Annotated in this window: 21 protein-coding genes; 14 read left to right on the forward strand and 7 right to left on the reverse strand. The window is 63.4% G+C overall.

Annotated features, from left to right (window positions below):
- The coding region (locus tag N554_RS38455) for a helix-turn-helix domain-containing protein (protein ID WP_156041971.1) at positions 1-271 on the reverse strand (271 nt) is incomplete at its 3' end.
- 145 nt (positions 272-416) lie between these two features.
- Here N554_RS38455 and N554_RS0117810 point away from each other — a divergent pair.
- From N554_RS0117810 to plsY, 3 genes are read left to right on the forward strand one after another with little or no spacing between them, the layout of a single operon-like run.
- Entirely contained in the window at positions 417-1,370 is a 954-nt protein-coding gene (locus tag N554_RS0117810) for an aspartate carbamoyltransferase catalytic subunit (RefSeq protein ID WP_029584705.1), read from the forward strand.
- Positions 1,371-1,373: 3 nt separating this feature from the next.
- Positions 1,374-2,675, forward strand: coding sequence for a dihydroorotase (locus tag N554_RS0117815; protein WP_029584706.1), 1,302 nt, complete (start codon positions 1,374-1,376; stop codon positions 2,673-2,675).
- 35 nt (positions 2,676-2,710) lie between these two features.
- Complete coding sequence (gene plsY / locus N554_RS0117820; RefSeq protein ID WP_029584707.1) at positions 2,711-3,307, forward strand: glycerol-3-phosphate 1-O-acyltransferase PlsY; 597 nt, start codon at positions 2,711-2,713, stop codon at positions 3,305-3,307.
- A gap of 16 nt (positions 3,308-3,323) precedes the next feature.
- Here the strand turns inward: plsY and N554_RS0117825 are convergent, their stop codons facing one another.
- Complete coding sequence (locus tag N554_RS0117825) at positions 3,324-4,565, reverse strand: amidase (protein ID WP_029584708.1); 1,242 nt, start codon at positions 4,563-4,565, stop codon at positions 3,324-3,326.
- Positions 4,566-4,824: 259 nt separating this feature from the next.
- On the opposite strand from N554_RS0117825, the gene dprA reads away from it, so the two are divergent.
- Complete coding sequence (gene dprA, locus N554_RS0117830) at positions 4,825-5,940, forward strand: DNA-processing protein DprA (protein WP_029584709.1); 1,116 nt, start codon at positions 4,825-4,827, stop codon at positions 5,938-5,940.
- On the opposite strand, the gene N554_RS0117835 is transcribed toward dprA, so the two are convergent.
- The gene (locus N554_RS0117835) at positions 5,937-6,392 is read right to left on the reverse strand and encodes a winged helix-turn-helix transcriptional regulator (protein ID WP_029584710.1); all 456 of its coding nucleotides are present in this window, start codon (positions 6,390-6,392) and stop codon (positions 5,937-5,939) included. The two genes, dprA and N554_RS0117835, sit on opposite strands and share 4 nt — an antisense overlap.
- Positions 6,393-6,430: 38 nt before the next feature.
- Between N554_RS0117835 and N554_RS0117840 the strand changes: the two genes are divergently transcribed.
- Positions 6,431-7,039, forward strand: a complete 609-nt coding sequence (locus N554_RS0117840) for an FMN-dependent NADH-azoreductase (RefSeq protein WP_029584711.1) — start codon at positions 6,431-6,433, stop codon at positions 7,037-7,039.
- Positions 7,040-7,103: 64 nt separating this feature from the next.
- Here N554_RS0117840 and N554_RS41040 read toward each other — a convergent pair whose 3' ends face one another.
- A complete protein-coding gene (locus tag N554_RS41040) occupies positions 7,104-7,265 on the reverse strand; it encodes a hypothetical protein (RefSeq protein ID WP_197033617.1) in 162 nt (53 codons plus the stop codon).
- A 494-nt stretch (positions 7,266-7,759) separates the two neighbouring features.
- On the opposite strand from N554_RS41040, the gene topA reads away from it, so the two are divergent.
- From topA to rpmG, 6 genes are all read left to right on the forward strand, one after another.
- Positions 7,760-10,516, forward strand: coding sequence for a type I DNA topoisomerase (gene topA, locus N554_RS0117855; protein WP_029584712.1), 2,757 nt, complete (start codon positions 7,760-7,762; stop codon positions 10,514-10,516).
- Complete coding sequence (gene rnr, locus N554_RS0117860; RefSeq protein ID WP_371259501.1) at positions 10,437-12,848, forward strand: ribonuclease R; 2,412 nt, start codon at positions 10,437-10,439, stop codon at positions 12,846-12,848. The genes topA and rnr overlap by 80 nt, the downstream gene beginning before the upstream one ends.
- Positions 12,836-13,267, forward strand: coding sequence for a DUF983 domain-containing protein (locus N554_RS0117865; RefSeq protein WP_029584714.1), 432 nt, complete (start codon positions 12,836-12,838; stop codon positions 13,265-13,267). The genes rnr and N554_RS0117865 overlap by 13 nt, the downstream gene beginning before the upstream one ends.
- A 48-nt stretch (positions 13,268-13,315) precedes the next feature.
- Positions 13,316-14,047 carry an NUDIX hydrolase gene (locus N554_RS0117870; RefSeq protein ID WP_029584715.1) on the forward strand — a complete coding sequence of 244 codons (732 nt, stop codon included), beginning with the start codon at positions 13,316-13,318 and terminating at the stop codon, positions 14,045-14,047.
- A 182-nt stretch (positions 14,048-14,229) separates the two neighbouring features.
- Complete coding sequence (locus N554_RS0117875; protein ID WP_029584716.1) at positions 14,230-15,555, forward strand: LLM class flavin-dependent oxidoreductase; 1,326 nt, start codon at positions 14,230-14,232, stop codon at positions 15,553-15,555.
- Positions 15,556-15,680: 125 nt separating this feature from the next.
- Complete coding sequence (rpmG, locus tag N554_RS0117880) at positions 15,681-15,848, forward strand: 50S ribosomal protein L33 (protein ID WP_029584717.1); 168 nt, start codon at positions 15,681-15,683, stop codon at positions 15,846-15,848.
- Between the two features lie 357 nt (positions 15,849-16,205).
- On the opposite strand, the gene N554_RS0117885 is transcribed toward rpmG, so the two are convergent.
- Entirely contained in the window at positions 16,206-17,438 is a 1,233-nt protein-coding gene (locus tag N554_RS0117885) for an MFS transporter (protein ID WP_029584718.1), read from the reverse strand.
- Positions 17,439-17,599: 161 nt separating this feature from the next.
- Here N554_RS0117885 and N554_RS0117890 point away from each other — a divergent pair, with 161 nt between their 5' ends.
- Positions 17,600-18,196: a TetR/AcrR family transcriptional regulator gene (locus N554_RS0117890; protein ID WP_197033619.1), complete on the forward strand. Its 597-nt coding sequence runs from the start codon at positions 17,600-17,602 to the stop codon at positions 18,194-18,196.
- Positions 18,197-18,356: 160 nt separating this feature from the next.
- On the opposite strand, the gene N554_RS0117895 is transcribed toward N554_RS0117890, so the two are convergent.
- Complete coding sequence (locus N554_RS0117895; RefSeq protein WP_029584720.1) at positions 18,357-19,730, reverse strand: PleD family two-component system response regulator; 1,374 nt, start codon at positions 19,728-19,730, stop codon at positions 18,357-18,359.
- Between the two features lie 11 nt (positions 19,731-19,741).
- Positions 19,742-20,107, reverse strand: coding sequence for a response regulator (locus tag N554_RS0117900; RefSeq protein WP_029584721.1), 366 nt, complete (start codon positions 20,105-20,107; stop codon positions 19,742-19,744).
- Between the two features lie 228 nt (positions 20,108-20,335).
- Between N554_RS0117900 and N554_RS0117905 the strand changes: the two genes are divergently transcribed.
- Together N554_RS0117905 and N554_RS0117910 are read left to right on the forward strand one after the other, a co-directional pair.
- The gene (locus tag N554_RS0117905) at positions 20,336-20,635 is read left to right on the forward strand and encodes a DUF3572 domain-containing protein (protein WP_029584722.1); all 300 of its coding nucleotides are present in this window, start codon (positions 20,336-20,338) and stop codon (positions 20,633-20,635) included.
- Positions 20,614-21,924, forward strand: a complete 1,311-nt coding sequence (locus N554_RS0117910) for a DNA polymerase IV (protein ID WP_029584723.1) — start codon at positions 20,614-20,616, stop codon at positions 21,922-21,924. Before N554_RS0117905 ends, N554_RS0117910 begins: the two co-directional genes overlap by 22 nt.
- Positions 21,925-22,081 lie beyond the last annotated feature (157 nt).

The raw sequence follows: 22,081 nt of genomic DNA on the forward strand, positions 1-22,081 counted from the left end.
ATCGTCCCAAGTGGCGCGCGATCGACCGCAACGAGCAGCGCATGCTGAGCCATCGAGAGATTTCCTCTCGTTCAGAAAGGCCGAGCGCCTGTTTGGCACGGTGCCGATCCGGAGGACGTATGCCACCGGTTGGCGAGATCACAGAGAAGACCGACGAGGACTCCCGGTCAAATCGGCGTCCGATCGAACTCATCGGCTCGCCGGCCTGCCAGCGATCCCAGATCTCAGACCGCTGAGCGGTCGAGTAATAAATGCGACGTCGCTGTTTCATGCCCACACTCCATCTTTGCTAAAAGATTAGAGTGTTGCGCTGACCAATTGAGCCCGCCCCTGCTTGCGGACAGATTGGGGATAATGCGCAAGCCGCCTATTCGCCCTTGCCCCGCCTTCCATCTCTGCCTATAGCTCTCGTTTTAATGACCCCTGCATCGAAATCGACCTTTGTCCTCGGTCACCGGCACCTGCTGGGCATAGAGGGACTTTCCACTGCCGATATTACCGGCCTGCTCGACCTCTCCGAGGAATATGTCGAGCTGAACCGCCAGGTCGACAAAAAGCGCACCTCCTTGCGCGGCCGCACCCAGGTCAACCTGTTCTTCGAGGCCTCGACCCGCACCCAGTCCTCGTTCGAAATCGCCGGTAAGCGATTGGGTGCCGACGTCATGAACATGTCGGTGTCCTCTTCCTCGATGCGCAAAGGGGAAACCCTGATCGATACCGCGGTCACGCTGAACGCCATGCACCCGGATATTCTGGTGGTACGGCACCATGCCTCCGGTGCGGTCGAGCTGTTGGCGCGCAAGGTCGACGGTTCCGTGATCAATGCCGGCGACGGCGCCCATGAACATCCGACCCAGGCGCTGCTCGATGCGCTCACCATCCGCCGCAACAAGGGCCGGCTCGAGGGGCTCGTGATTGCGATCTGCGGCGACGTGATGCATTCGCGCGTGGCACGCTCCAATATCCTCCTGCTCAACATCATGGGGGCGCGCGTACGCGTGGTCGCCCCCTCCACGCTGTTGCCGCGCGGCATCGAGCGGATGGGCGTCGAGGTGGCCCGCGATATGCGCGAGGGCCTCAATGGTGCCGATATTGTGATGATGCTGCGGCTGCAGCGCGAGCGGATGAACGGCTCGTTCGTGCCGTCATCGGGCGAATACTTCCAATATTTCGGCCTCGACCAGAAGAAGCTCGCCTATGCCAAGCCCGACGCGCTGGTGATGCATCCTGGGCCGATGAACCGCGGCGTGGAGATCGACTCGATCGTTGCCGACGGCGCCCAATCGCTGATCCGCGAACAGGTGGAAATGGGAGTGGCGGTGCGGATGGCGGTGCTCGAAGCGCTCGCCCGCAACCTGCCGAATGCGTAAATCATGCTGACCGACCGCCGCCCGATCCTGCTCGCCAACGCCCGCCTGATCGACCCCTCGCGCGATTTCGACGGGATCGCTGACGTCTTGATCGCCGACGGCACCATCCGCGAGTCCAGGCGCGGCATCGGCGCGGCCGGGGTGCCCGAAGGCACCGACATCGTCAATTGCGCCGGCAAGATCGTCGCCCCCGGGCTGATCGACATGCGCGCCTTCGTCGGCGAGCCCGGCGCCAGCCACCGCGAAACCTTTGCTTCCGCAAGCCAGGCGGCCGCGGCCGGCGGCATCACCACGATTATCTGCCAGCCCGATACCTCGCCCGTGATCGACAATTCGGCGACGGTGGATTTCGTGCTGCGCCGTGCGCGCGACACCGCGATCGTCAACATCCATCCGATGGCGGCGCTGACCAAGGGCATGCGCGGCGAGGAGATGACCGAAATCGGCCTGTTGAAGGCCGCCGGCGCGGTAGCGTTCACCGATGGCGACAAGAGCGTCACCAACGCGCAGGTGATGCGGCGGGCGCTGACCTATGCGCGGGATTTCGACGCACTGATCGTGCATCACACCGAAGACCCCAATCTGGTCGGCGAAGGCGTCATGAACGAAGGCGAATTCGCCGCGCGCCTGGGTTTGGCCGGCATTCCCAATGCGGCCGAGGCCGTGATGCTGGAGCGCGACATGCGGCTCACCGCGCTGACCGGCGGACGCTATCATGCGGCCTCGCTGAGCTGCGTCGATTCGCTGGAAATTCTAAAACGTGCCCGCGATGCCGGGCTTGCAGTCAGCGCCTCGGTCTCGATCAATCATGTGACGCTGAACGAAAACGACATCGGCCCCTACCGGACCTTCCTGAAACTTTCGCCGCCGCTGCGCACCGAGGACGACCGACAGGCGCTGGTCGCAGCCGTCGCCTCCGAATTGATCGATGTCATCATGTCCGACCACAATCCGCAGGACGTCGAGGTCAAGCGGCTGCCGTTTGCGGAAGCCGCCTCCGGCGCGATCGGGCTACAGACCATGCTGCCGGCGGCGCTGCGGCTGATCCATAATGGCGAGATGGACTTCAAGACGCTGATCCGCGCGATGTCGACGCGCCCCGCCGAGCTGTTGGGGCTTCCGGGCGGATCCCTGCGCGCCGGCTCGCCCGCCGACGTCATCGTGATCGACGCCGATACACCCTGGGTGCTCGACCCCGCCGATCTTAAATCCCAATGCAAGAATACGCCGTTCGACGAAGCGCGGTTCTCGGGCCGTGTGGTGCGCACCATCGTCGGCGGACGGACCGTTTATGAACATGTCTGATGCGTGCGGGATACCCCGTAAAGGGAGCAACGGCGATGTCACCTGAAGCATTTTTGCCGGTGGCCTTCATCCTCGGCTATCTGCTCGGCTCGATTCCGTTCGGGCTGGTCCTGACAAAACTCGCAGGAACGCAGGACCTTCGTTCGATCGGCTCCGGCAATATCGGCGCCACCAATGTGCTGCGCACCGGGCGCAAGGGCCTCGCCGCAGCGACGCTGATCTGCGACGCGCTGAAGGGCACGCTCGCCGTTGTCATCGCTGGCTATTTTGGCGGACCCAACGCCGCGATGCTGGCGGCGCTCGGCGCCTTTCTCGGCCACCTGTTTCCGGTGTGGCTGGAGTTCAAGGGCGGCAAAGGCGTCGCGGTCTATATCGGTGTGCTCATTGGATTGTTCTGGCCGGCCGCGGTGGTATTTTGCCTGCTCTGGGCCGCGACCGCCGCGACCTCACGCTACTCCTCGCTGTCAGCGCTCGTTGCGAGTTTTGTCACGCCGATTTTCCTGTGGTGGTTCGGCCACCCCGCCCTCGCCTCGCTGTTCGCCGTGTTGACCCTGTTGTTGTTCTACATGCACCGCGAAAACATCAAGCGGTTGCAAGCGGGGACCGAGGGCAGGATCGGCGCGAAGACGTAGGATCGTCATTCCGGGTTTATCGCCGCGCAAGCGCGTCTTCGACGAAGCGTGCGGCCGCCAGCGCTCCAGCGTCATCGCCAAACCGTGCGACCACCTGCACGCCCACGGGCAATCCGCCCTCGGCGACATGGGCGGGAATGTTGACGCACGGCACGCCCATCAGCGTCCAGAGCCGGTTGAAGCGGGCATCACCGGTCGAGGCCAGTCCCTTTGGCGCCGCGCCCGGCGCTGACAATGTCAGCAGCACGTCGACGCCCTCGAAAATCGCAGCCAATGCGTCTCGCCCCTGGCTCGCGATCTTGATCGCGTCGTCGTAGGCGGCGGGCGTCGTTTCCCTGCTTTCGTCGAGCCGCGCACGCAGTATCGGCGGCATGGCGGCGTAGTGCACGCGGTATTCCCAGGCCAGCGCCTGATGCGCCTCGAACTCCTGCACGACAGGCTGGATCCGCCACGCCTCCGCGACGATCTCGGGCATCGCCAGCGCGCGCACTGAGGCGCCGGCGCGTTCGGCCGCGACCGTTGCGATCCGCAGCGCCTCCACGCCCGCCGCTTCCGGCGCGCCCGCAAAGTCCTGGGTCACGACGCCGATGCGCGGCGCACGCATGGGAGCACCCGGCAGCAGGTCGGGCCGGTTGGTCATCGCCGACAAACCATGCGCGAGATCTTTTACTCCGGCCGCGAACAGGCCGGCTGTATCCAGGGTCCACGAATAACATTTTATGCCGACCGTCGGCAGCAGCCGGTAAGACGGTTTTATGGCGGCCACACCGCAGAACGAGGCGGGCCGGATCACCGAACCGCCGGTCTGTGTTCCCAACGCCAGCGGAATCATGCCGGCCGCGACCGCCGCCGCAGAACCGGATGACGACCCGCCCGGCGTGTGACCGGGGTTGCGCGGATTGACCGTCGCCGTCGGATCGAGCGACGCGAACGCCGTCGTCGTGGTCTTGCCGATAATGGTCGCGCCCGCCTGCTTCAGCATCATCACGACAGAGGCATCCCCGCGCGGTCGCCAGCCCCGGTAGATCGCGGAACCCATTTCGGTCGGAAAATCCGCCGTATCCATGATGTCCTTGATGCCGACGGCAATGCCGCGCAGCGGCCCGGCGTGCGTCGCGCGGGCGTTCTCGGTACGACAGACGAAGGCACCGATGGTTTTGTCGTGCGCGTTGATCGCTTCGAGCGACTGTGCGACCGCCGCATCGGCGGCAAGATCGCCGGAAGCGATACGGTGCTGGAGTTCGGCGAGTGAGAGCATGGACGTGGTTTTCCTGATGCGACTGGATGGGTTTTACGGGCGGGGTCGGAATGGAGCAAGCGCATCGACCACCCTCTCTCGTCACGCCTGGCCTTGTGCCGGGCATCCACCTCTTTTCGTGCAACCATCTGCGAAGTGAAGACGTGGACGGCCGGGTCAAGCCCGGCCATGACGATTGAGAGGTTGCTACGGCTGCCCAGGTTCAAAACGAGTTGATCACACCCTCCGGTTGGGCGAAGCTGCACCAGCAGGAAGCCGCATGGACACTCGAACACCCACCACCACACACCTCACCGACGACCAGCGGCTCGACTGGCTGCGGCTGATCCGTTCTGACAATGTCGGGCCGCGCACGTTCCGTTCGCTGATCAATCATTTCGGCAGCGCGCGCACGGCGCTGCAGCGGCTGCCCGATCTGGCGCGACGCAGCGGCGCGGCGCGGCCGGGGCGGATCTGCAGCGAGGAAGGCGCTCACGCTGAGCTTGCCGCGAGCAAACGACTTGGCGTCAGCCTGCTCGCGCCGGGCGAAGCCGGGTATCCGCCGCGGCTCGCCACACTTGACGATGCGCCTCCCCTGCTTGGTGTGCGCGGCGCGCTTGATGTGCTGATGCGGCCGATGATTGCGGTCGTCGGCTCGCGCAACGCCTCCGGCGCCGGCCTCAAATTCGGCGGCACGCTGGCGCGCGACCTCGGCGAGGCCGGTTTTGTCATTGCCTCGGGACTGGCGCGCGGCATCGATCAGGCGGTGCATCGCGCGAGCCTCGAAGGCGGCACGGTGGCGGTGCTGGCCGGCGGTCATGACAAAATCTATCCGCAAGAGCACGAAGACCTGCTGGCAACGATCATCGAAACTGGCGGGGCCGCAATTTCGGAAATGCCGCTCGGGCATGTGCCGCGCGCGCGGGATTTTCCGCGGCGCAATCGGCTGATTTCAGGCGTGGCGCTCGGCGTGGTCGTGGTGGAGGCCGCGCATCGCTCGGGCTCGCTGATCACCGCGCGCATCGCCGCCGAACAGGGGCGCGAGGTGTTCGCGGTGCCGGGCTCGCCGCTCGATCCACGCGCTGCCGGCACCAACGATCTCATCAAACAGGGCGCGACGCCGACTACGGAAGCTTCGGACGTCATCAACGCCGTCGAGCCGATCATGGGACGGCCGATCGAACTGCGCGAGCCTGGTGAGGAGCCGATGGCATCTGAGCCCGAGGCCAGCGATCGCGCGCGCATTATCGACCTGCTTGGGCCAGCGCCGATTCTGCTCGATGATCTGATCCGGATGGCCGCCACCTCGCCGACGATCGTTCGCACCGTGCTGCTCGAGCTTGAACTCGCAGGCCGGCTCGAACGCCACGGCGGCGGGCTGGTATCGCTGATCTAGCTCGCGACCCGATTACCCGGCTCGTTGCGTCCATCGAACCGCGCTCGCGCGGCTTCGATCTCCGCCTGATGATCGCTGGCCCACTTGCCCAGTGCTTCCACCGGCTTCCATAGCCCGCGTCCGAGATCGGTCAGTTCGTAATCGACCCGCGGCGGAATGGTCGGGAAGACGGTTCGCGTGACTAGGCCGTCGCGCTCGAGTCCGCGCAGCGTCAGCGTCAGCATCCGCTGCGAGATGCCGCCAACCATGCGCTTGATCTCGTTGAAGCGCCGCGGGCCGTCACCCAGCAGCATGATCACGAACACGCTCCATTTATCGCCGACCCGCGCCAGGATCGATGCCACCCCGCGGCAATCGCTGTCGAGGTGAGGTTGAGGCGGCAGAACAGGCACTCTGGTGTGCTCCGGTTTCAAAAATGTGCCTCCTTGCGCGATTTGCGGACGGTCACTCATATAGTCTCAGTTACAAACTTATACCAAGGGTGAACGCCATGAAGCTTCTACATATCGACTCCAGCGTGCTGGGCCCCCACTCCATCAGCCGACAGGTTTCCGCCGCAATCGTGGAGCGCTTGCGCCAAGCCACGCCGGGACTCGAGGTCGGCTATCGTGATCTGACTTTGACGCCGCTGGCGCATCTGTCCGGCCCGCATCTTGCCGCCGCACAGGGGACCGCGGCCGACGCCGCCCTGCAGCAGGACCTTGCCGCCGGCCAAGCCGTGCTGAACGAATTTCTGGCCGCCGACATCGTGGTGCTCGGCGCTCCCATGTACAATTTCACGATCCCGAGCCAACTCAAGGCCTGGATCGATCGCATCCTGGTGGCAGGCAAGACCTTCAAATACGGCCCGCAAGGTGCGGAAGGACTGGCCGGCGACAAGCGTGTGATTGTCGCGATCTCGCGCGGCGGATTCTACGGCGCCGACACGCCAGCGGCCGTGGGCGAGCATCTGGAAACATATCTGCGTTGGGTGTTCGGCTTCATCGGCGTCACGAAACCGGAATTTATTTCCGCCGACGGAATCCAGGTCGGACCGGAGCACCGCGAAAAAGCGCTGGCAGGCGCCCTGCAAGCCGCAACGAATCTCCACGCGGCCTAAGATAGAGATGGCACACCGCCTGCCGGCGTCGAACAACGGCGGCGGGCGTGTGTCGCGGCGCCGGCTAGTACCACACGCCTTGTACGCCCAGGATAACCGCGATCAGGGACACCAGCAGGCCAATTCCGGAAAATAGCGCGATCGAGACCAGCGGGTGACCATCGGATTTCTGCGATGAAGCTCCTGATGCGGGCAGCGGCGCGGAGACGCGAGCGGCCTTCGGCATATCAGCCTCCCATGCGCGAGCGACCAAAATCCTACCTTTGTAGATGTCTGGCTCCTATCACCAAGGTTCAACGCGTCTGCGCAGAAACTCAAAGACCTACGCGCCATGGATCAGCACAACGGCGAAGCGATTTTCGTCAAGTCGTGCCGACCGGATTCATGATTTTCTCGAAGGGCTATGCGCGACCGATCGGTGCGCCGCCGGCGCACCCGCCGCGCCGGCATGACGAAGATGGCGGGCACGCGCGCTTGCTCCGGGGCGCCTGTCTGAGCCAGGCACAATAATTTCGTGCGTCACGACGATATACACGCATTGAGAGCGCAACTATAGGACGCATTTTGCAACTTTAACGATGCCAACTGATTGCCGTCAGGCACCCATTCGACGCCTGTCGATTTGACAGGGGCCGCCTCACCACCCATGTTCGCTGCGAAACGGCCGACGCGAATCCCGCGAAAGCGGCCTTTATTTTTCCCGTAAGCCATTGGAATGACATGAATATCGTCATTGTCGAGTCGCCGGCGAAAGCCAAGACCATCAATAAATATTTGGGCCCGTCCTACGAAGTTCTGGCCTCGTTCGGCCATGTTCGCGACCTCCCGGCCAAGAACGGATCGGTCGATCCGGACGCCAACTTCCAGATGATCTGGGAGGTGGATCCCAAGGCGGCCGGCCGGCTCAACGACATCGCCCGGGCGCTAAAAGGCGCCGACCGGCTGATCCTCGCGACCGACCCTGATCGCGAGGGCGAAGCGATCTCCTGGCACGTGCTGGAGGTGCTGAAAGAAAAGCGCGCGCTGAAAGACCACAAGATCGAGCGCGTGGTGTTCAACGCCATCACCAAGCAGGCGGTCTCGGAAGCGATGAAGCATCCGCGCCAGATCGATGGCGCGCTGGTCGACGCCTATATGGCCCGCCGCGCGCTGGACTACCTGGTCGGCTTCACCCTCTCGCCGGTCCTCTGGCGCAAATTGCCGGGCGCGCGCTCCGCGGGCCGCGTGCAGTCGGTGGCGCTGCGGCTGGTCTGCGACCGCGAGCTTGAGATCGAGAAGTTCGTGCCGCGCGAGTACTGGTCGCTGGTCGCGACCTTGACGACGCCGCGCGGCGAGGCGTTCGAGGCGCGCCTGGTCGGCGCCGACGGCAAGAAGATCCAGCGGCTCGACATCGGCACCGGCGCGGAAGCCGAAGATTTCAAGAAGGCGATCGAGGCCGCCAACTTCACGGTTTCCACGGTCGAAGCAAAACCTGCCCGCCGCAATCCGCAGGCGCCCTTCACCACCTCGACCCTGCAGCAGGAAGCCAGCCGTAAGCTCGGCTTTGCGCCGGCGCACACCATGCGGATCGCGCAGCGGCTCTATGAAGGCATCGATATCGGCGGCGAGACCACCGGTCTCATTACCTATATGCGAACCGACGGCGTGCAGATCGACAATTCGGCGATCACGCAGGCGCGCAAGGTGATCGGTGAGGATTACGGCAACGCCTATGTGCCGGAGGCGCCGCGCCAGTACCAGACCAAGGCCAAGAACGCGCAGGAAGCGCACGAAGCCATTCGCCCCACCGACCTGTCGCGCCGCCCGTCCGAGATGCGCCGGCGCCTCGATACCGATCAGGCCAAGCTTTACGAATTGATCTGGATCCGCACCATCGCAAGCCAGATGGAATCCGCGGAACTGGAGCGCACCACGGTCGACATCGCGGCCAAGGCAGGCGCCCGCGTGCTGGACCTGCGCGCCACCGGCCAGGTCGTGAAGTTCGATGGCTTTCTCGCGCTTTATCAGGAAGGCCGTGACGATGACGGCGACGACGAGGACGCTCGCCGCCTCCCCGCGATGAGCGAAGGTGAAGCGCTGAAACGGCAGGATCTTTCCGTCACCCAGCACTTCACCGAACCGCCGCCGCGCTTTTCCGAGGCGTCACTGGTCAAGCGCATGGAAGAGCTCGGCATCGGCCGTCCCTCGACCTATGCCTCGATCCTGCAGGTGCTCAAGGACCGCGGCTACGTCAAGCTCGAGAAGAAGCGCCTGTATGGCGAGGACAAGGGCCGCGTTGTCATCGCGTTCCTGGAAAACTTCTTCGCGCGCTATGTCGAATATGATTTCACGGCCGATCTGGAAGGGCAGCTCGACCGCATCTCCAACAATGAGATTTCCTGGCAGCAGGTGTTGAAGGATTTCTGGGGCGATTTCATCGGTGCCGTCAACGAGATCAAGGATCTGCGCGTCACGCAGGTGCTGGATGCGCTCGATGACATGCTCGGCCCGCACATCTACGCGCCGCGCGAGGATGGCGGCGATCCCAGGCAGTGCCCGAGCTGCGGCACCGGCAAGCTTAACCTCAAGGCCGGAAAATTCGGCGCCTTCGTCGGCTGCTCCAATTATCCGGAGTGCCGTTATACCCGTCCGCTCGCAGCCGACAGCGAGGCGAGTGCCGACCGCATCCTGGGCCAGGATCCGGAGACCGGTCTCGATGTCGTGGTGAAGGCCGGGCGGTTCGGTCCCTATATCCAGCTCGGCGAGCCCAAGAATTACGCCGAGGGAGAAAAGCCGAAGCGCGCCGGCATTCCCAAGAACATGTCGCCCGGCGACATCGATCTCGATCTGGCGTTGAAGCTATTGTCGCTGCCGCGCGAAATCGGCAAGCATCCCGAGACCGGCGAGCCGATCACCGCGGGTCTCGGCCGGTTCGGCCCGTTCGTGCGCCATGAGAAAACCTATGCCAGCCTCGAGGCCGGCGACGAGGTGTTCGACGTCGGGCTCAACCGCGCAGTCACGCTGATTGCGGAGAAGATTGCGAAGGGGCCGAGCGGCCGCCGCTTCGGCGCCGATCCCGGCAAACCCTTGGGCGATCATCCGACCCTTGGCGGCGTTGCGGTCAAGAACGGACGCTACGGCGCCTATGTCACGGCCGGCGGCGTCAACGCCACGATCCCGAGCGACCAGACCATGGACACCATCACGCTGCCGGACGCCATCGCGTTGATCGATGAGCGCGTGGCGAAGGGTGGCGGCAAGCCCAAACGCGGCGCCAAGAAAGCCAAGGCCGAAAAGCCGGCCAAAGCCAACGCGGCCGCAACGACGCCGAAGCCGGCCAAGAAGGCAGCGGCGAAGAAGCCTGCGGCAAAGCCGAAATCCGATGCCGTCAGCAAGGCGCGCGCGCCGGTAGCGGTGACTGCCAAGACCTCTCTCGCAAAGCCAGCGGCGGCGTCCAAAACGCCCGCGAAGAAAAGCGCCGGCAAGGCCCGCGGGTAAAGTGCCCGGTAATCGCGACAGGAGCTTTCCAACCCGGGACGCCATCGTCGCCTTCATCCGCGCGCATCCGGGAAAAATCGGAACCCGCGAAATCGCGCGGGAATTCGGCTTGAAGAATGCCGACCGCGCGGAATTGAGACGTATCCTGCGGGAACTGTCTGACCAAGGCACGATCGCGAAGCGCGGGCGGAAAATAACCGAAACCGCGGCGCTGCCGGCGACCGTGATGGTCGACATCACCGGCCGCGACAGCGACGGCGAACTGATCGCGACGCCCACCGAATGGGACGAGGTGGAAAGCGGCGAGCCGCCGAAGATCCGCATCCATGTTCCGCGCCGTCCGCAGCCGGGCACGGCTGCGGGTGTCGGTGACCGCGCGCTGCTGCGGATTGAGAAGCTCGATGAGGGCGATGGCGCCGCCTATCGCGGGCGCGTCATCAAGGTCATCGATCACGCCAAGACCCGCGTGCTCGGAATCTTCCGGAGCCTGCCCGGCGGCGGCGGCCGGCTGGTCCCGGTCGACAAGAAGCAGGCCGGCCGCGAATTGAATATTGCCAAAGCCGATGCTAATGGCGCCGAGGACGGCGATCTCGTCAGCGTCGATCTGGTGCGCTCGCGCGGGTTTGGGCTTGCCTCGGGCAAAGTGAAAGAGCGGCTCGGCTCGCTGGCATCGGAGAAGGCGGTCAGCCTGATCGCCATTCACTCCCACGAAATTCCGCAAGCCTTCTCGCCAGCCGCGTTGCGCGAATCCGAAGAGGCACAGCCCGCGACCTTGAAGGGTCGCGAGGATTGGCGTGACGTACCGCTGGTGACGATCGATCCGCCCGATGCCAAGGATCACGATGATGCGGTTCACGCCGAGCCGGATACCGATCCGAACAACAAAGGCGGTTACATCGTCAACGTCGCGATCGCCGATGTCGCGTTTTATGTTCGCCCGGGGTCGGCGCTCGACCGCGACGCACTGACGCGCGGTAATTCGGTGTATTTCCCGGATCGCGTGGTGCCGATGCTGCCCGAACGCATCTCCAACGATCTCTGCTCGCTGGTACCGGGCGAGCCGCGCGGCGCGCTCGCGGTGCGAATGGTAATCGGTGCCGACGGCCGCAAGCGCTCGCACAGCTTTCATCGTGTGTTGATGCGTTCGGCCGCGAAGCTGCACTACACGCAGGCGCAGGCGGCCATCGACGGACGACCGGATGACACCACGGGTCCCCTGCTCGATCCGATCCTGAAACCGCTATACGACGCCTATGCCGTCGCGAAGCGCGCGCGCGACGAGCGCGATCCGCTCGATCTCGATATTCCCGAGCGAAAGATTCTCTTGAAGCCGGACGGCACGGTGGACCGCGTCATCGTGCCGGAGCGGCTGGATGCGCACAAACTGATCGAAGAATTCATGATCCTGGCCAACGTCGCCGCGGCGGAAATGCTTGAAAAGAAGGCGCTGCCGCTTATCTACCGGGTGCATGATGAACCGACACTTGGGAAGGTTCATGCCTTGCAGGAATTCTTGAAAACGCTCGATCTGCCGTTTGCAAAAAGCGGCGCGTTGCGCCCTTCCCTGTTCAATCGCGTGCTGATGCAGGTCAAGGGTCACGATTCCGAACTGCTGGTGAATGAAGTGGTGTTGCGCTCGCAAGCCCAAGCCGAATACGCCGCCGAAAATTACGGCCATTTCGGCCTCAACCTCCGGCGCTATGCGCATTTCACCTCGCCGATCCGCCGCTACGCCGATCTCGTCGTGCATCGTGCCCTGATCCGCGGCTTGGGGCTTGGCGAAGGCGCGTTGCCGGAGACCGAGACGCCGGAAACCTTAAGCGAGGTCGCCGCGCAAATCTCCGTCACCGAGCGCCGCGCCATGAAGGCCGAGCGCGAAACCGCCGACCGCCTGATCGCGCATTTTCTCGCCGACCGCATCGGGGCAACCTTTCAGGGCCGCATCTCCGGTGTCACCCGCGCCGGCTTGTTCGTCAAACTGACCGACACCGGGGCCGACGGTTTCATACCGATCCGCACTCTGGGGACTGAGTATTTCAACTACGACGAGGCACGCCACGCGCTGGTCGGATCGCGCAGCGGTGCCATGCACCGGCTGGGTGACGTCGTCGACGTTCGTCTGGTAGAAGCAGCACCCATAGCGGGCGCGTTGCGGTTCGAACTGTTATCGGAAGGCCGCGTTATGCCGCGCGGCGGAAAACGCGAGCGCGCGCGCGGTGTTTCGAGCGCGCAAGCCAAAGCGCATCCGGGCCGCAGCCCGCGCAAGAAAGATCGCAACGCGGGCAAAAGCAGGCCGGGCGCATTGAAGAAGGGTAAGTCATGGAAACGGTGAGTGCGCACGCAAAAGTGGTTTGGACTCCTGACTCCGCGTCGGCAGCCAAACGCGACCTGTGGACTGCGCTGAAGCGCGGCTTGCGCGGCCGCTGCCCTCGGTGCGGCGAAGGCAAACTGTTTCGTGCCTTCCTGAAAATCGACGATCACTGTTCGGTTTGCGGACAGGATTTCACAGCGCATCGCGCCGACGATCTTCCGGCCTATCTCGTCATCGTCATCGTCGGCCATATCGTGGTGCCCGCAGCGTTGTGGATCGAGACCAACTACGCGCCGGCAGTCGCGCTACAGCTCGCGGTCTATCTGCCGTTCACCTTGATCGCATCCCTGCTGCTGCTGCAACCGGTGAAAGGCGGCGTGGTCGGGATACAATGGGCTTTGCGCATGCATGGATTTGACGAACAAAGTCCTGAAAAATAGCTCAGACGATCTCAACAAACGGGAAACAAGTCGGGCGGCGGGAGTGAAATGAGCGAGACGGCAAAAGAAGAGAAAGAAGCCGACCATCATCCCTATTACCGCCCCAAGGACGCCGCCACGCTGATCCTGGTTGATCGTACCGCCGCCACGCCAAAGGTGCTGGTCGGTAAACGCCACGACAAGGTGGTGTTCATGCCCGGCAAATTCGTCTTTCCCGGCGGCCGCGTCGATAAGTCCGACAACCGGGTGCCGGTGGCCGCGCCGATCCCGAAGGCGCTCGAAGAAAACCTGCTGAAAGGCAGTCCGAAGATTACGCCGTCGCGGGCGCGCTCACTGGCGATCGCCGCGATCCGCGAGGCCTGCGAAGAGACGGGTCTCTGCCTGGGACGCAACACGAGCGGCACGGCCCCGGCACTTGAAGGCCCCTGGAAATTCTTTACCGAGGCCGGCTTGTTGCCCGACCCGTCGGGCCTGTTCCTGATCGCCCGCGCGATCACCCCGCCCGGCCGCGTGCGCCGCTTCGATACGCGCTTCTTCACCGCCGATGCGTCTGCGATCGCCCATCGCGTCGATGGCGTCATCCATGCGGAAGCGGAATTGGTGGAATTGGTCTGGGTCGAGATCGGATCAAAGCCGCTCGCCGACCTGCATCCGATGACCAAGAATGTTTTGGGCGAACTCGAAAAACGCCTCGCCGGCGGACCCCTGAGCCACGACGCAGCGGTGCCGTTTTTCCATTTCTACGGCGGCAAGATGCACAAGGATGTGTTGGGGGCGTAGGCCCAGGCCGCCATACCGCAATCGTGAGTACGGATTTCGGGCTCGCGCCAAGAGGCGCGCCCCGGATGATGGCTGTGTCATAGACACCCGCAAAAACAAAATAATCTTCTGGCCGTCTCCCGATGGCGCAGCTTCCTGTCATGCCTATCTCCTCCGTAGCGACAACCATCACGGAATGGGCGATGGCAGGACGTCAGTTACGGCTCGGCGCGTTCATGCGGCCGGTCAGCATTCACACCGGTGCGTGGCGCTATCCCGGCGCCTGGCCGGATGCCAATTTCAACTTTGCGCATATCAAGCAGCTGATCCGGAAACTCGAGAGCGGAAAATTCGACGCCTTCTTCATGGCCGACCATCTGGCCGTGCTGAACATGCCGATCAATGCGCTAAAGCGCAGCCACACCGTGACCTCGTTCGAGCCGTTCACCCTGCTGTCGGCGCTGTCAGCCGTCACCGAACATATCGGACTGATCGCGACGGGTTCAACCACTTTCGATGAGCCCTATCATGTCGCCCGCCGCTTTGCTTCGCTGGATCACATCAGTGGCGGCCGCGCTGGATGGAACATCGTCACGACTTCCAATCCGGATGCAGCTCTGAACTTTGGGCTCGAAGACCACATGGAGCACGGCGAGCGTTACAGGCGCGCGCGTGAGTTCTACGACGTGGTCACGGGCTTGTGGGATTCCTTTGCCGATGATGCCTTCGTGTGCGACGTCGAGCAAGGGCTCTATTTCGATCCCGCCAGGATGCATGTGCTCGATCACAAGGGGAAGTATTTCAGGGTGCGCGGACCGCTCAACATCGCCCGTCCGGTGCAGGGCTGGCCGGTGATCGTGCAGGCCGGCGCCTCCGAAGACGGCAAGCAGCTTGCGGCGGAGACCGCGGAAGCCGTGTTTACCGGCGGCGGCAGCCTCAGTGACGGGCAAAAGCTTTATGCCGACATCAAGGGCCGCATGGACAAGCTCGGCCGCGACCGCGACCACCTGAAGATCTTGCCGGGCGCCTTTGTCGTGGTCGGCGACAGCGTCGAGGAAGCGCGGGAAAAGCGCGCCCTCCTCGACAGCAAGGTGCACTATGACAGCGCCATTGCGTCGCTGTCGGTGATACTGGGCACTGACGCGTCCGGCTTCGATCCCGATGGCCAATTGCCGCCGATCCCCGAAACGAACGCGAGCAAGAGTGGCCGGCAGCGGCTGGTCGACGTCGCTGCGCGGGACAAGCTCACCGTCCGCCAGCTCGCCCAGCGCGTCGGCGGTTTTGGCGGGCTCTCCTTTGTCGGCACGCCCACCGTCATCGCGGACCAGATGGAGGAGTGGCTGACGAGCTTCGGCTGCGACGGCTTTAACATCATGTTCCCGTTCCTGCCCGCCGGCCTCGACGACTTCGTCGACAAGGTGGTGCCGGAACTGCAGAAGCGCGGGATTTTCCGGCGCGAATACGAAGGCAAGACCCTGCGGGAAAATCTGGGACTGCCAAGGCCAAAAAACCGGTTCTTTGAGGCCTAGTTGCCCGGAATCGTGCGGTTATTTACCCGCAAAACCTTGACTTTGGGCCGATCGAGGCTAGGTTGCGCGGCGAATGCGGGCCGATTGGCCGGCTCTCGATTCCCCAGCTATTTGAGGTTCTGAACATGGCCAAAGCGGTCACCATCAAGGTCAAGCTCGTTTCCTCGGCGGATACTGGCTACTATTACGTCGCCAAGAAGAATTCGCGCACCATGACCGACAAGCTGGTCAAGAAGAAGTATGACCCGGTCGCGCGCAAGCACGTCGAATTCCGCGAGTCCAAGATCAAGTAAGATCTCGGAACGCTACTGACTTCGAACGGGGCCTTCGGGTCCCGTTTTTGTTTGGGCGCACATCCCCCTCCTGGTGAGGAGCGCGCTCTTGCGCGCGTCTCGAACCATGATTGCCTGTTGCCATCCTTCGAGACGCGGCCAAGAGGCCGCTCCTCAGGATGAGGGCCTCGTTGGCGGAGGCAGTCGCAAACTCACATACAACTCGTCATGGCCCGGCAAAGCGCGAAGCGCGTCTTCGCGCTAGATGACCGGGCGACCCAGTATTCCAGAGACGCTAGCGATAGAACCGAGAAGCCGCGGCATACTGGGTCCCCCCGCTTTCGCGGAGGACGGCGGCTGGTAGATGGCGCGACCGCGCTACGCCGTCTTCAACATCGGCGGCGCGGACGGTCGGATCAGCGCGAACGCGACCTGGATGATGCCGCCCGCCAGCCCCAGCGCGACGCCGATCCGCCAGGCCATGTTGTAGGAGCCGAGCGAGTCGTAGATCAGCCCTCCTCCGTAAGCGCCGAGGAAGCTGCCGAGCTGATGGCTCATGAAGGCGAGCCCCTGGATCATCGCCTGCCATTGCAGCCCGAACATTTCGGCGACGGCACCGGCCACCAGCGGCCCGACCCCCATCCACAGGAATCCCATCAGCGCGCCGAACACCAGCGTGCTCGCCGGCGAGGCCGGCAGCATGAAGTACCAGGCCAGAATCAGCGAGCGCGCGATGTAGATACCGCCGAGCAGCGCCAGCTTGTTCCAGCGCCCGCCGGCCCAGCCGAAAAACAGGCTGCCGAGCACGTTGAAGCCGCCGATCATGCCCAGCGTCTGCGCGCTCAACATCGGATCCAGGCCGCAGATCGCCAGATAGGACGGCAGGTGTGTGGTGAGAAACACGAGTTGCATGCCGCAGACGAAATAGGCCAGCGTCATCACCACGAACGAGGCGTTGCCGAACGCGATCTTCACCGCCACCGCGGCGGAGCTGTCGGCGATCTGGTCGGGTGTCCGTGCCGGCAGCGGCACCTTGTCGACCCGGCCGGCGTACCAGGCGGCCGGAAGCATCAGGACCGACAGAATCACAAAGCCGACCATGCCGACCCGCCAGCCGTATCCCTCATTCAGGAGCTGTCCGATCGGCGCCGAGAGCAGCGCGCCCAGCGATCCCGCCGCCGAGACGATGCCCATCACCGTGCTCCGCACCGTCGCGGGCACGGCGCGCGCCGCTACGGACATCGCGATCGCGGCAGCGGTGCACGCCAGCGACACGCCGATCAGCACACCGCCACCGATCATCACGCTGAGCAGCCCCTGTGCGCTTGCCATCAGCGCGAGGCCCACAATGTAGAACAGCGATCCGACCATCATGATCGGGCGAAAGCCGTAGCGCACCGTCATTGCGCCAGCGAGCGGCTGCAAAAATCCCCAGGCGAGGTTTTGCACGGCCAGCGCCAGCGTGAAATCGGAAACGGATATGTGGATGTCCTGCGTCAGCGGCTGCAGGAAGATGCCGAGCGACTGCCGCAAGCCCATGCTCAAAGTGAGCATGATGGAAGCGCCGATCAGGATGGGGAGCGTGGGCCGAAGTATCTGCAGCAGGGGCATTGTTCTTCTTCTCCCGTTGGATCGCGGCTGCAAACGCCGCGATCTGCCAGCGCGTTGGGCTTGATTACACCGACCTGTGTAATTAATATGCGGGACGACGCTGCTGTCAAGGGCAGAACAACACAGGTCTGTGTAAAATGTCCCGGTCCGAAAAGCCCACTATGAAAGAGCGGATTCTCGAAACCGCCGATCGGCTGTTTTATCTGCGCGGCATTCGCGCGGTGGGTGTCGATACCGTCGCCGCGGAGATCGGCATCAGCAAGCGCACGCTGTACAACCACTTTCCCTCAAAGGACGAATTGATATCGGCCTATCTGGCGCGCCGCTTCCACAAGGCGCCGGTCTCCGACAAGCCACCCGCCCAGCAAATTCTCGGCACGTTCGATTCACTGGAGCGGCGCTTCGCCAGCCGGGATTTTCGCGGCTGCCCCTTCGTCAACGCGGTTGCCGAACTGGGGCCTGAGGATCGCGCCGTCAAAGAGATCGCGATCGCCTTCAAGGAGAGCCGCCGTGTCTGGTTTCGCGATCTCTTGATGCAGCTTAATGTCGCCGATGCAGAGGGCCTTGCGACCCAGCTCACGCTTCTTGTCGATGGCTCGATCGCGCAGCACTTGGTCCGCGGCGATCCCTCAATGGCTCACGCTGCAAGGCAGGCCGCGCGGGTGTTGCTGGCCAATGCGGGGATTGAGGTTGGTGAGCAGGATGCCCAGCAAAATCCAGGAGGGGTTATGAAGAAGCGCGCATCCAGGATCAAGTGACGTTCTCGCAACACCACTACCGTCGTCATCCGCGAAAGCGGATGATCCGGTATTCCAGAGCATTAGTGATTTAACTCGAGAAGCCGCAGTGTACTGGATACCCGCTTCGCGAGGTATGACACACAGAAATTTGGCGCGCACTACGCTAGAGCATTCACACTTATGCCGCTGCGGCCACCACGCGATTGCGGCCGTCGTTCTTGGCGCGGTAGAGCGCGGTGTCGGCGCGCTTCAGCACGTCGGCGACCGCTTCGCCCTTGAGCTCGAGCGTCGACAGCCCGATCGAGATCGTGACTTCGATGCGCGTTGCGCCCTTGTTGACTGCGAAGGGTTCGCCGGCGATCGAACGCCGCACCCGCTCCGCCACTACACCCGCGACGTGCAAATCAGTCTCCGGCATCACAATCACGAATTCCTCGCCGCCGTAGCGGCAGGCGAGATCGATGCCGCGGATCGACTTGCGGACCCGCACCGCGAACTCGCGCAACACGTCGTCGCCGGCATCGTGGCCATAATTGTCGTTAATCGACTTGAAAAAATCGATGTCGAGCATCATCAGCGCCAACGGCTTGCCCCGGCTCGAGGCCTGTTCGGCCAGCGTTGCCAGATGGCTTTCCATATAACGGCGGTTGTGCAGGCCGGTCAGCGCGTCGGTGATCGCCATCTCGATCGAATTCTGCACGTTGTCCCGCAGATGGTCGGTATAGCGGCGTTTGCGAATTTGCGTGCGCGCGCGTGCCAGCAATTCATTCTTGTCGACCGGCCGCAACAGATAATCGTTGACGCCGATCTCGAGACCGCGCAGCAGCCGCGTGTTGTTGTCGCTTTCCGCGATGGCGAGGATAGGCACCTGCCGGGTCCGCTCCAGCGATCGCAACTGGCTGCACAGCCTCAAACCGTCGAAATTATCAAGCCCGAGCGAAACGATTAGAAGGTCGTAATTGCCATCGGCGGCGTGAAACACCGCCTCCGCCGGGTTGGTTTCGACATCCACGGTGTGTTCCGTGCTCAAAACCGGCGCGAGCCGCTCATAGGATGACGGCCGGTCGTCGACCAGGAGGATGCGCCCGCCCCTCCCGGTGTCGGCCACAGCACTTCGCTCCGGCGCCTGCACGCCGATCTCGAGTGAAGTGATGGCGCGCATTCGCAGTTCATCGGTCATCATCTTCAGCCGGGTCAGCGAACGTACCCGTGCGATCAGTACGATGTCCGACACCGGCTTGGTCAGGAAATCGTCGGCGCCGGCTTCGAGACCGCGCACGCGATCAGACGGGCTATCCAGCGCGGTCACCATGACCACCGGAATGAAATGCGTTGCCGGATTGGACTTCAGCCGGCGGCAAACCTCAAAACCATCGATATCGGGCATCATCACGTCGAGCAGGATCATGTCGCACTCGGCGCGCGCACAGGTTTCAAGCGCCTCGGTGCCGTTGGCCGCGGTCAGCACATCGAAATATTCGGCCGACAGTCGTGCCTCCAAAAGCTTGACGTTGGCGGGGACGTCGTCGACGACCAGAATACGCGCGGACATCAAATTCTCCCCTACCCGATAAATCGTCGAACGGTTTCAATAAACTTGCCGACCGAAATCGGCTTTGACAAATAAGCCTCGCAGCCGCCTTCGCGGATGCGTTCCTCGTCGCCTTTCATGGCAAAAGCGGTAACCGCGACCACCGGGATCGTCCGCAACTCCGGATCGTCCTTGATCCAGCGCGTCACTTCGAGGCCGGAGACCTGCGGAAGCTGAATATCCATGAGGACGAGGTCGGGACGAAGCTTGCGGACGAGATCGAGTGCCTCAAAACCGTTGCTCGTGCCGGAGGTCTGATAGCCATGCGCTTCCAACAGATCGCGAAAGAGCTTCATATTGAGCTCGTTGTCCTCCACGATCAGGACGGTTTTAGCCATCCCGTCCCTCCCAATCCCCTTAGGAAACAGCCCGGATGCGGCGCGTCAGGCGCCGCCGGGGCGTGTCGAAATGTGAATTCAAACTAGCGCCAGATTCGCTCTAACCCGTTAAGCCCTAGTGCCAACTTTTTGCGAAGTGGTTTCCACTTGCTTGAACACATTCCGCAGACTCGGGCATGATGGTTCCAAAATTAGAGACCATAAGTGAGCGAAAGGCAAACATCGCCATTGAAAAAGCCTGTTCAAAATCCGCGGGAAGTAGCTGAAATCGTTGCCATTCAGGCGCTTTCCTTCATCGCCGGCGATCCCGAGCGGCTGGGCCTGTTCCTGGCCGAGACCGGTATCGGTCCGGAGACCCTGCGCACGGCCGCTACGGACCCGCATTTCCTCGCTTCCGTGCTCGATTTCGTGTTGCGTGATGACGCAACCGTGAAGGCGTTCGCGAGCGCTTCACAGCTTCACCCGACCAACATTGCCGCGGCTCACCAGGCGCTGACCGATCCGCAATGGGAGCGCGATGTGCCGTGAGATCAGCCGCGCCAGAGCTCGCCGGCCCGACCTGCTTTTGCCGGGATTGTCTCGGCGATCTGGACTTTGCGGCGAGGCGATGCGGCGTATGCGGCTCCCCCCGCGTCGTTCGTCACCTTGCGCTGGCCTCGCTGACGCTTGCCCACATCGATTGCGATGCGTTCTACGCCACGGTGGAGAAGCGAGACAATCCGGAACTCGCCGACAAGCCGGTGATCATCGGCGGCGGCAAGCGCGGCGTGGTCTCCGCGGCCTGCTACATTTGCCGGACCTTCGGGGTCCGCTCCGCGATGCCGATGTTCAAAGCGCTCGCGCTGTGTCCGTCCGCGATCGTGATTCGGCCGGACATGGCGAAGTATGTCCGGGTCGGGCGCGAGGTGCGCCATGCCATGCAGGCGCTGACGCCGCTGGTCGAGCCGCTATCGATCGATGAAGCGTTTCTGGATCTCAGCGGGACCGAGCGCGTTCACGGCATGATCCCGGCAAAGGTGCTGGCGCGGTTCGCCCGCGAGGTGGAGCGCAACATCGGCATCACGGTTTCCGTCGGCCTGTCCCGCAACAAGTTTCTGGCCAAGATCGCCTCCGACATGGACAAGCCGCGCGGCTTTGCCGCGATCGACCAGGACGAGGCCCGCGCGATGCTGGCGGACAAGCCGGTCGGGTTCATTTTCGGCGTCGGCCCGGCCACCCAAGAGCGGCTGTCGCAGCGCGGCTTTCGCACCATCGCCGATCTGCAGCGCGCCGATGAGATCGAACTCATGAAGCAGTTTTCGACGGAGGGGCGCAGGCTGTGGCGGCTGGCGCGCGGCATCGATGATCGCAGCGTCGTGCCCGATCGCGGCGCCAAGACCATTTCAAGCGAGACCACATTCGAGACCGACATCCGCGACTTTGCGACGCTGGAAAAGATGCTGTGGCGGATGTCGGAGAAAGTATCCTCGCGCCTCAAGACCGGCGAACTCGCGGGATCGACCATCACGCTGAAACTGAAGACCGCCGATTTCCGCCAGCGCACCCGGTCGCAATCGATTCACGCGCCGACGCAGCTGGCGGCCAAGATCTTCGCGATATCGCGCGAAATGTTGGCAAGGGAGATCGACGGCACGGCTTTCCGCCTGATGGGCACCGGCGTCAGCGCGCTCCGCCCGGGATCGCAGGCCGACGACACCGACATGCTCGATCGCCGCTCGGCCCATGCCGAGCGCGCGATGGACGATCTGCGCAGGAAGTTTGGCCAAGCCGCTGTCATCAGGGGTATTGCGTATGACGGCCCGGAGAAGGCGGAGTAGCCGGCGCCCAGAGCACGTCGGAGGTGCTTACCGCCGTCATTGCGAGCCAACGGGTCGCGCGAATGCGCGCCCGATGACAGGCTCCGCGAAGCAATCCATAGCCGACCGAACAAAAGCTTGGATTGCTTAGTCGCTGCGCTCCTCGCAATGACGAGTA

The organism is Bradyrhizobium sp. URHD0069 (assembly GCF_000701345.1).
In the GTDB taxonomy this organism is placed as follows: domain Bacteria; phylum Pseudomonadota; class Alphaproteobacteria; order Rhizobiales; family Xanthobacteraceae; genus Bradyrhizobium.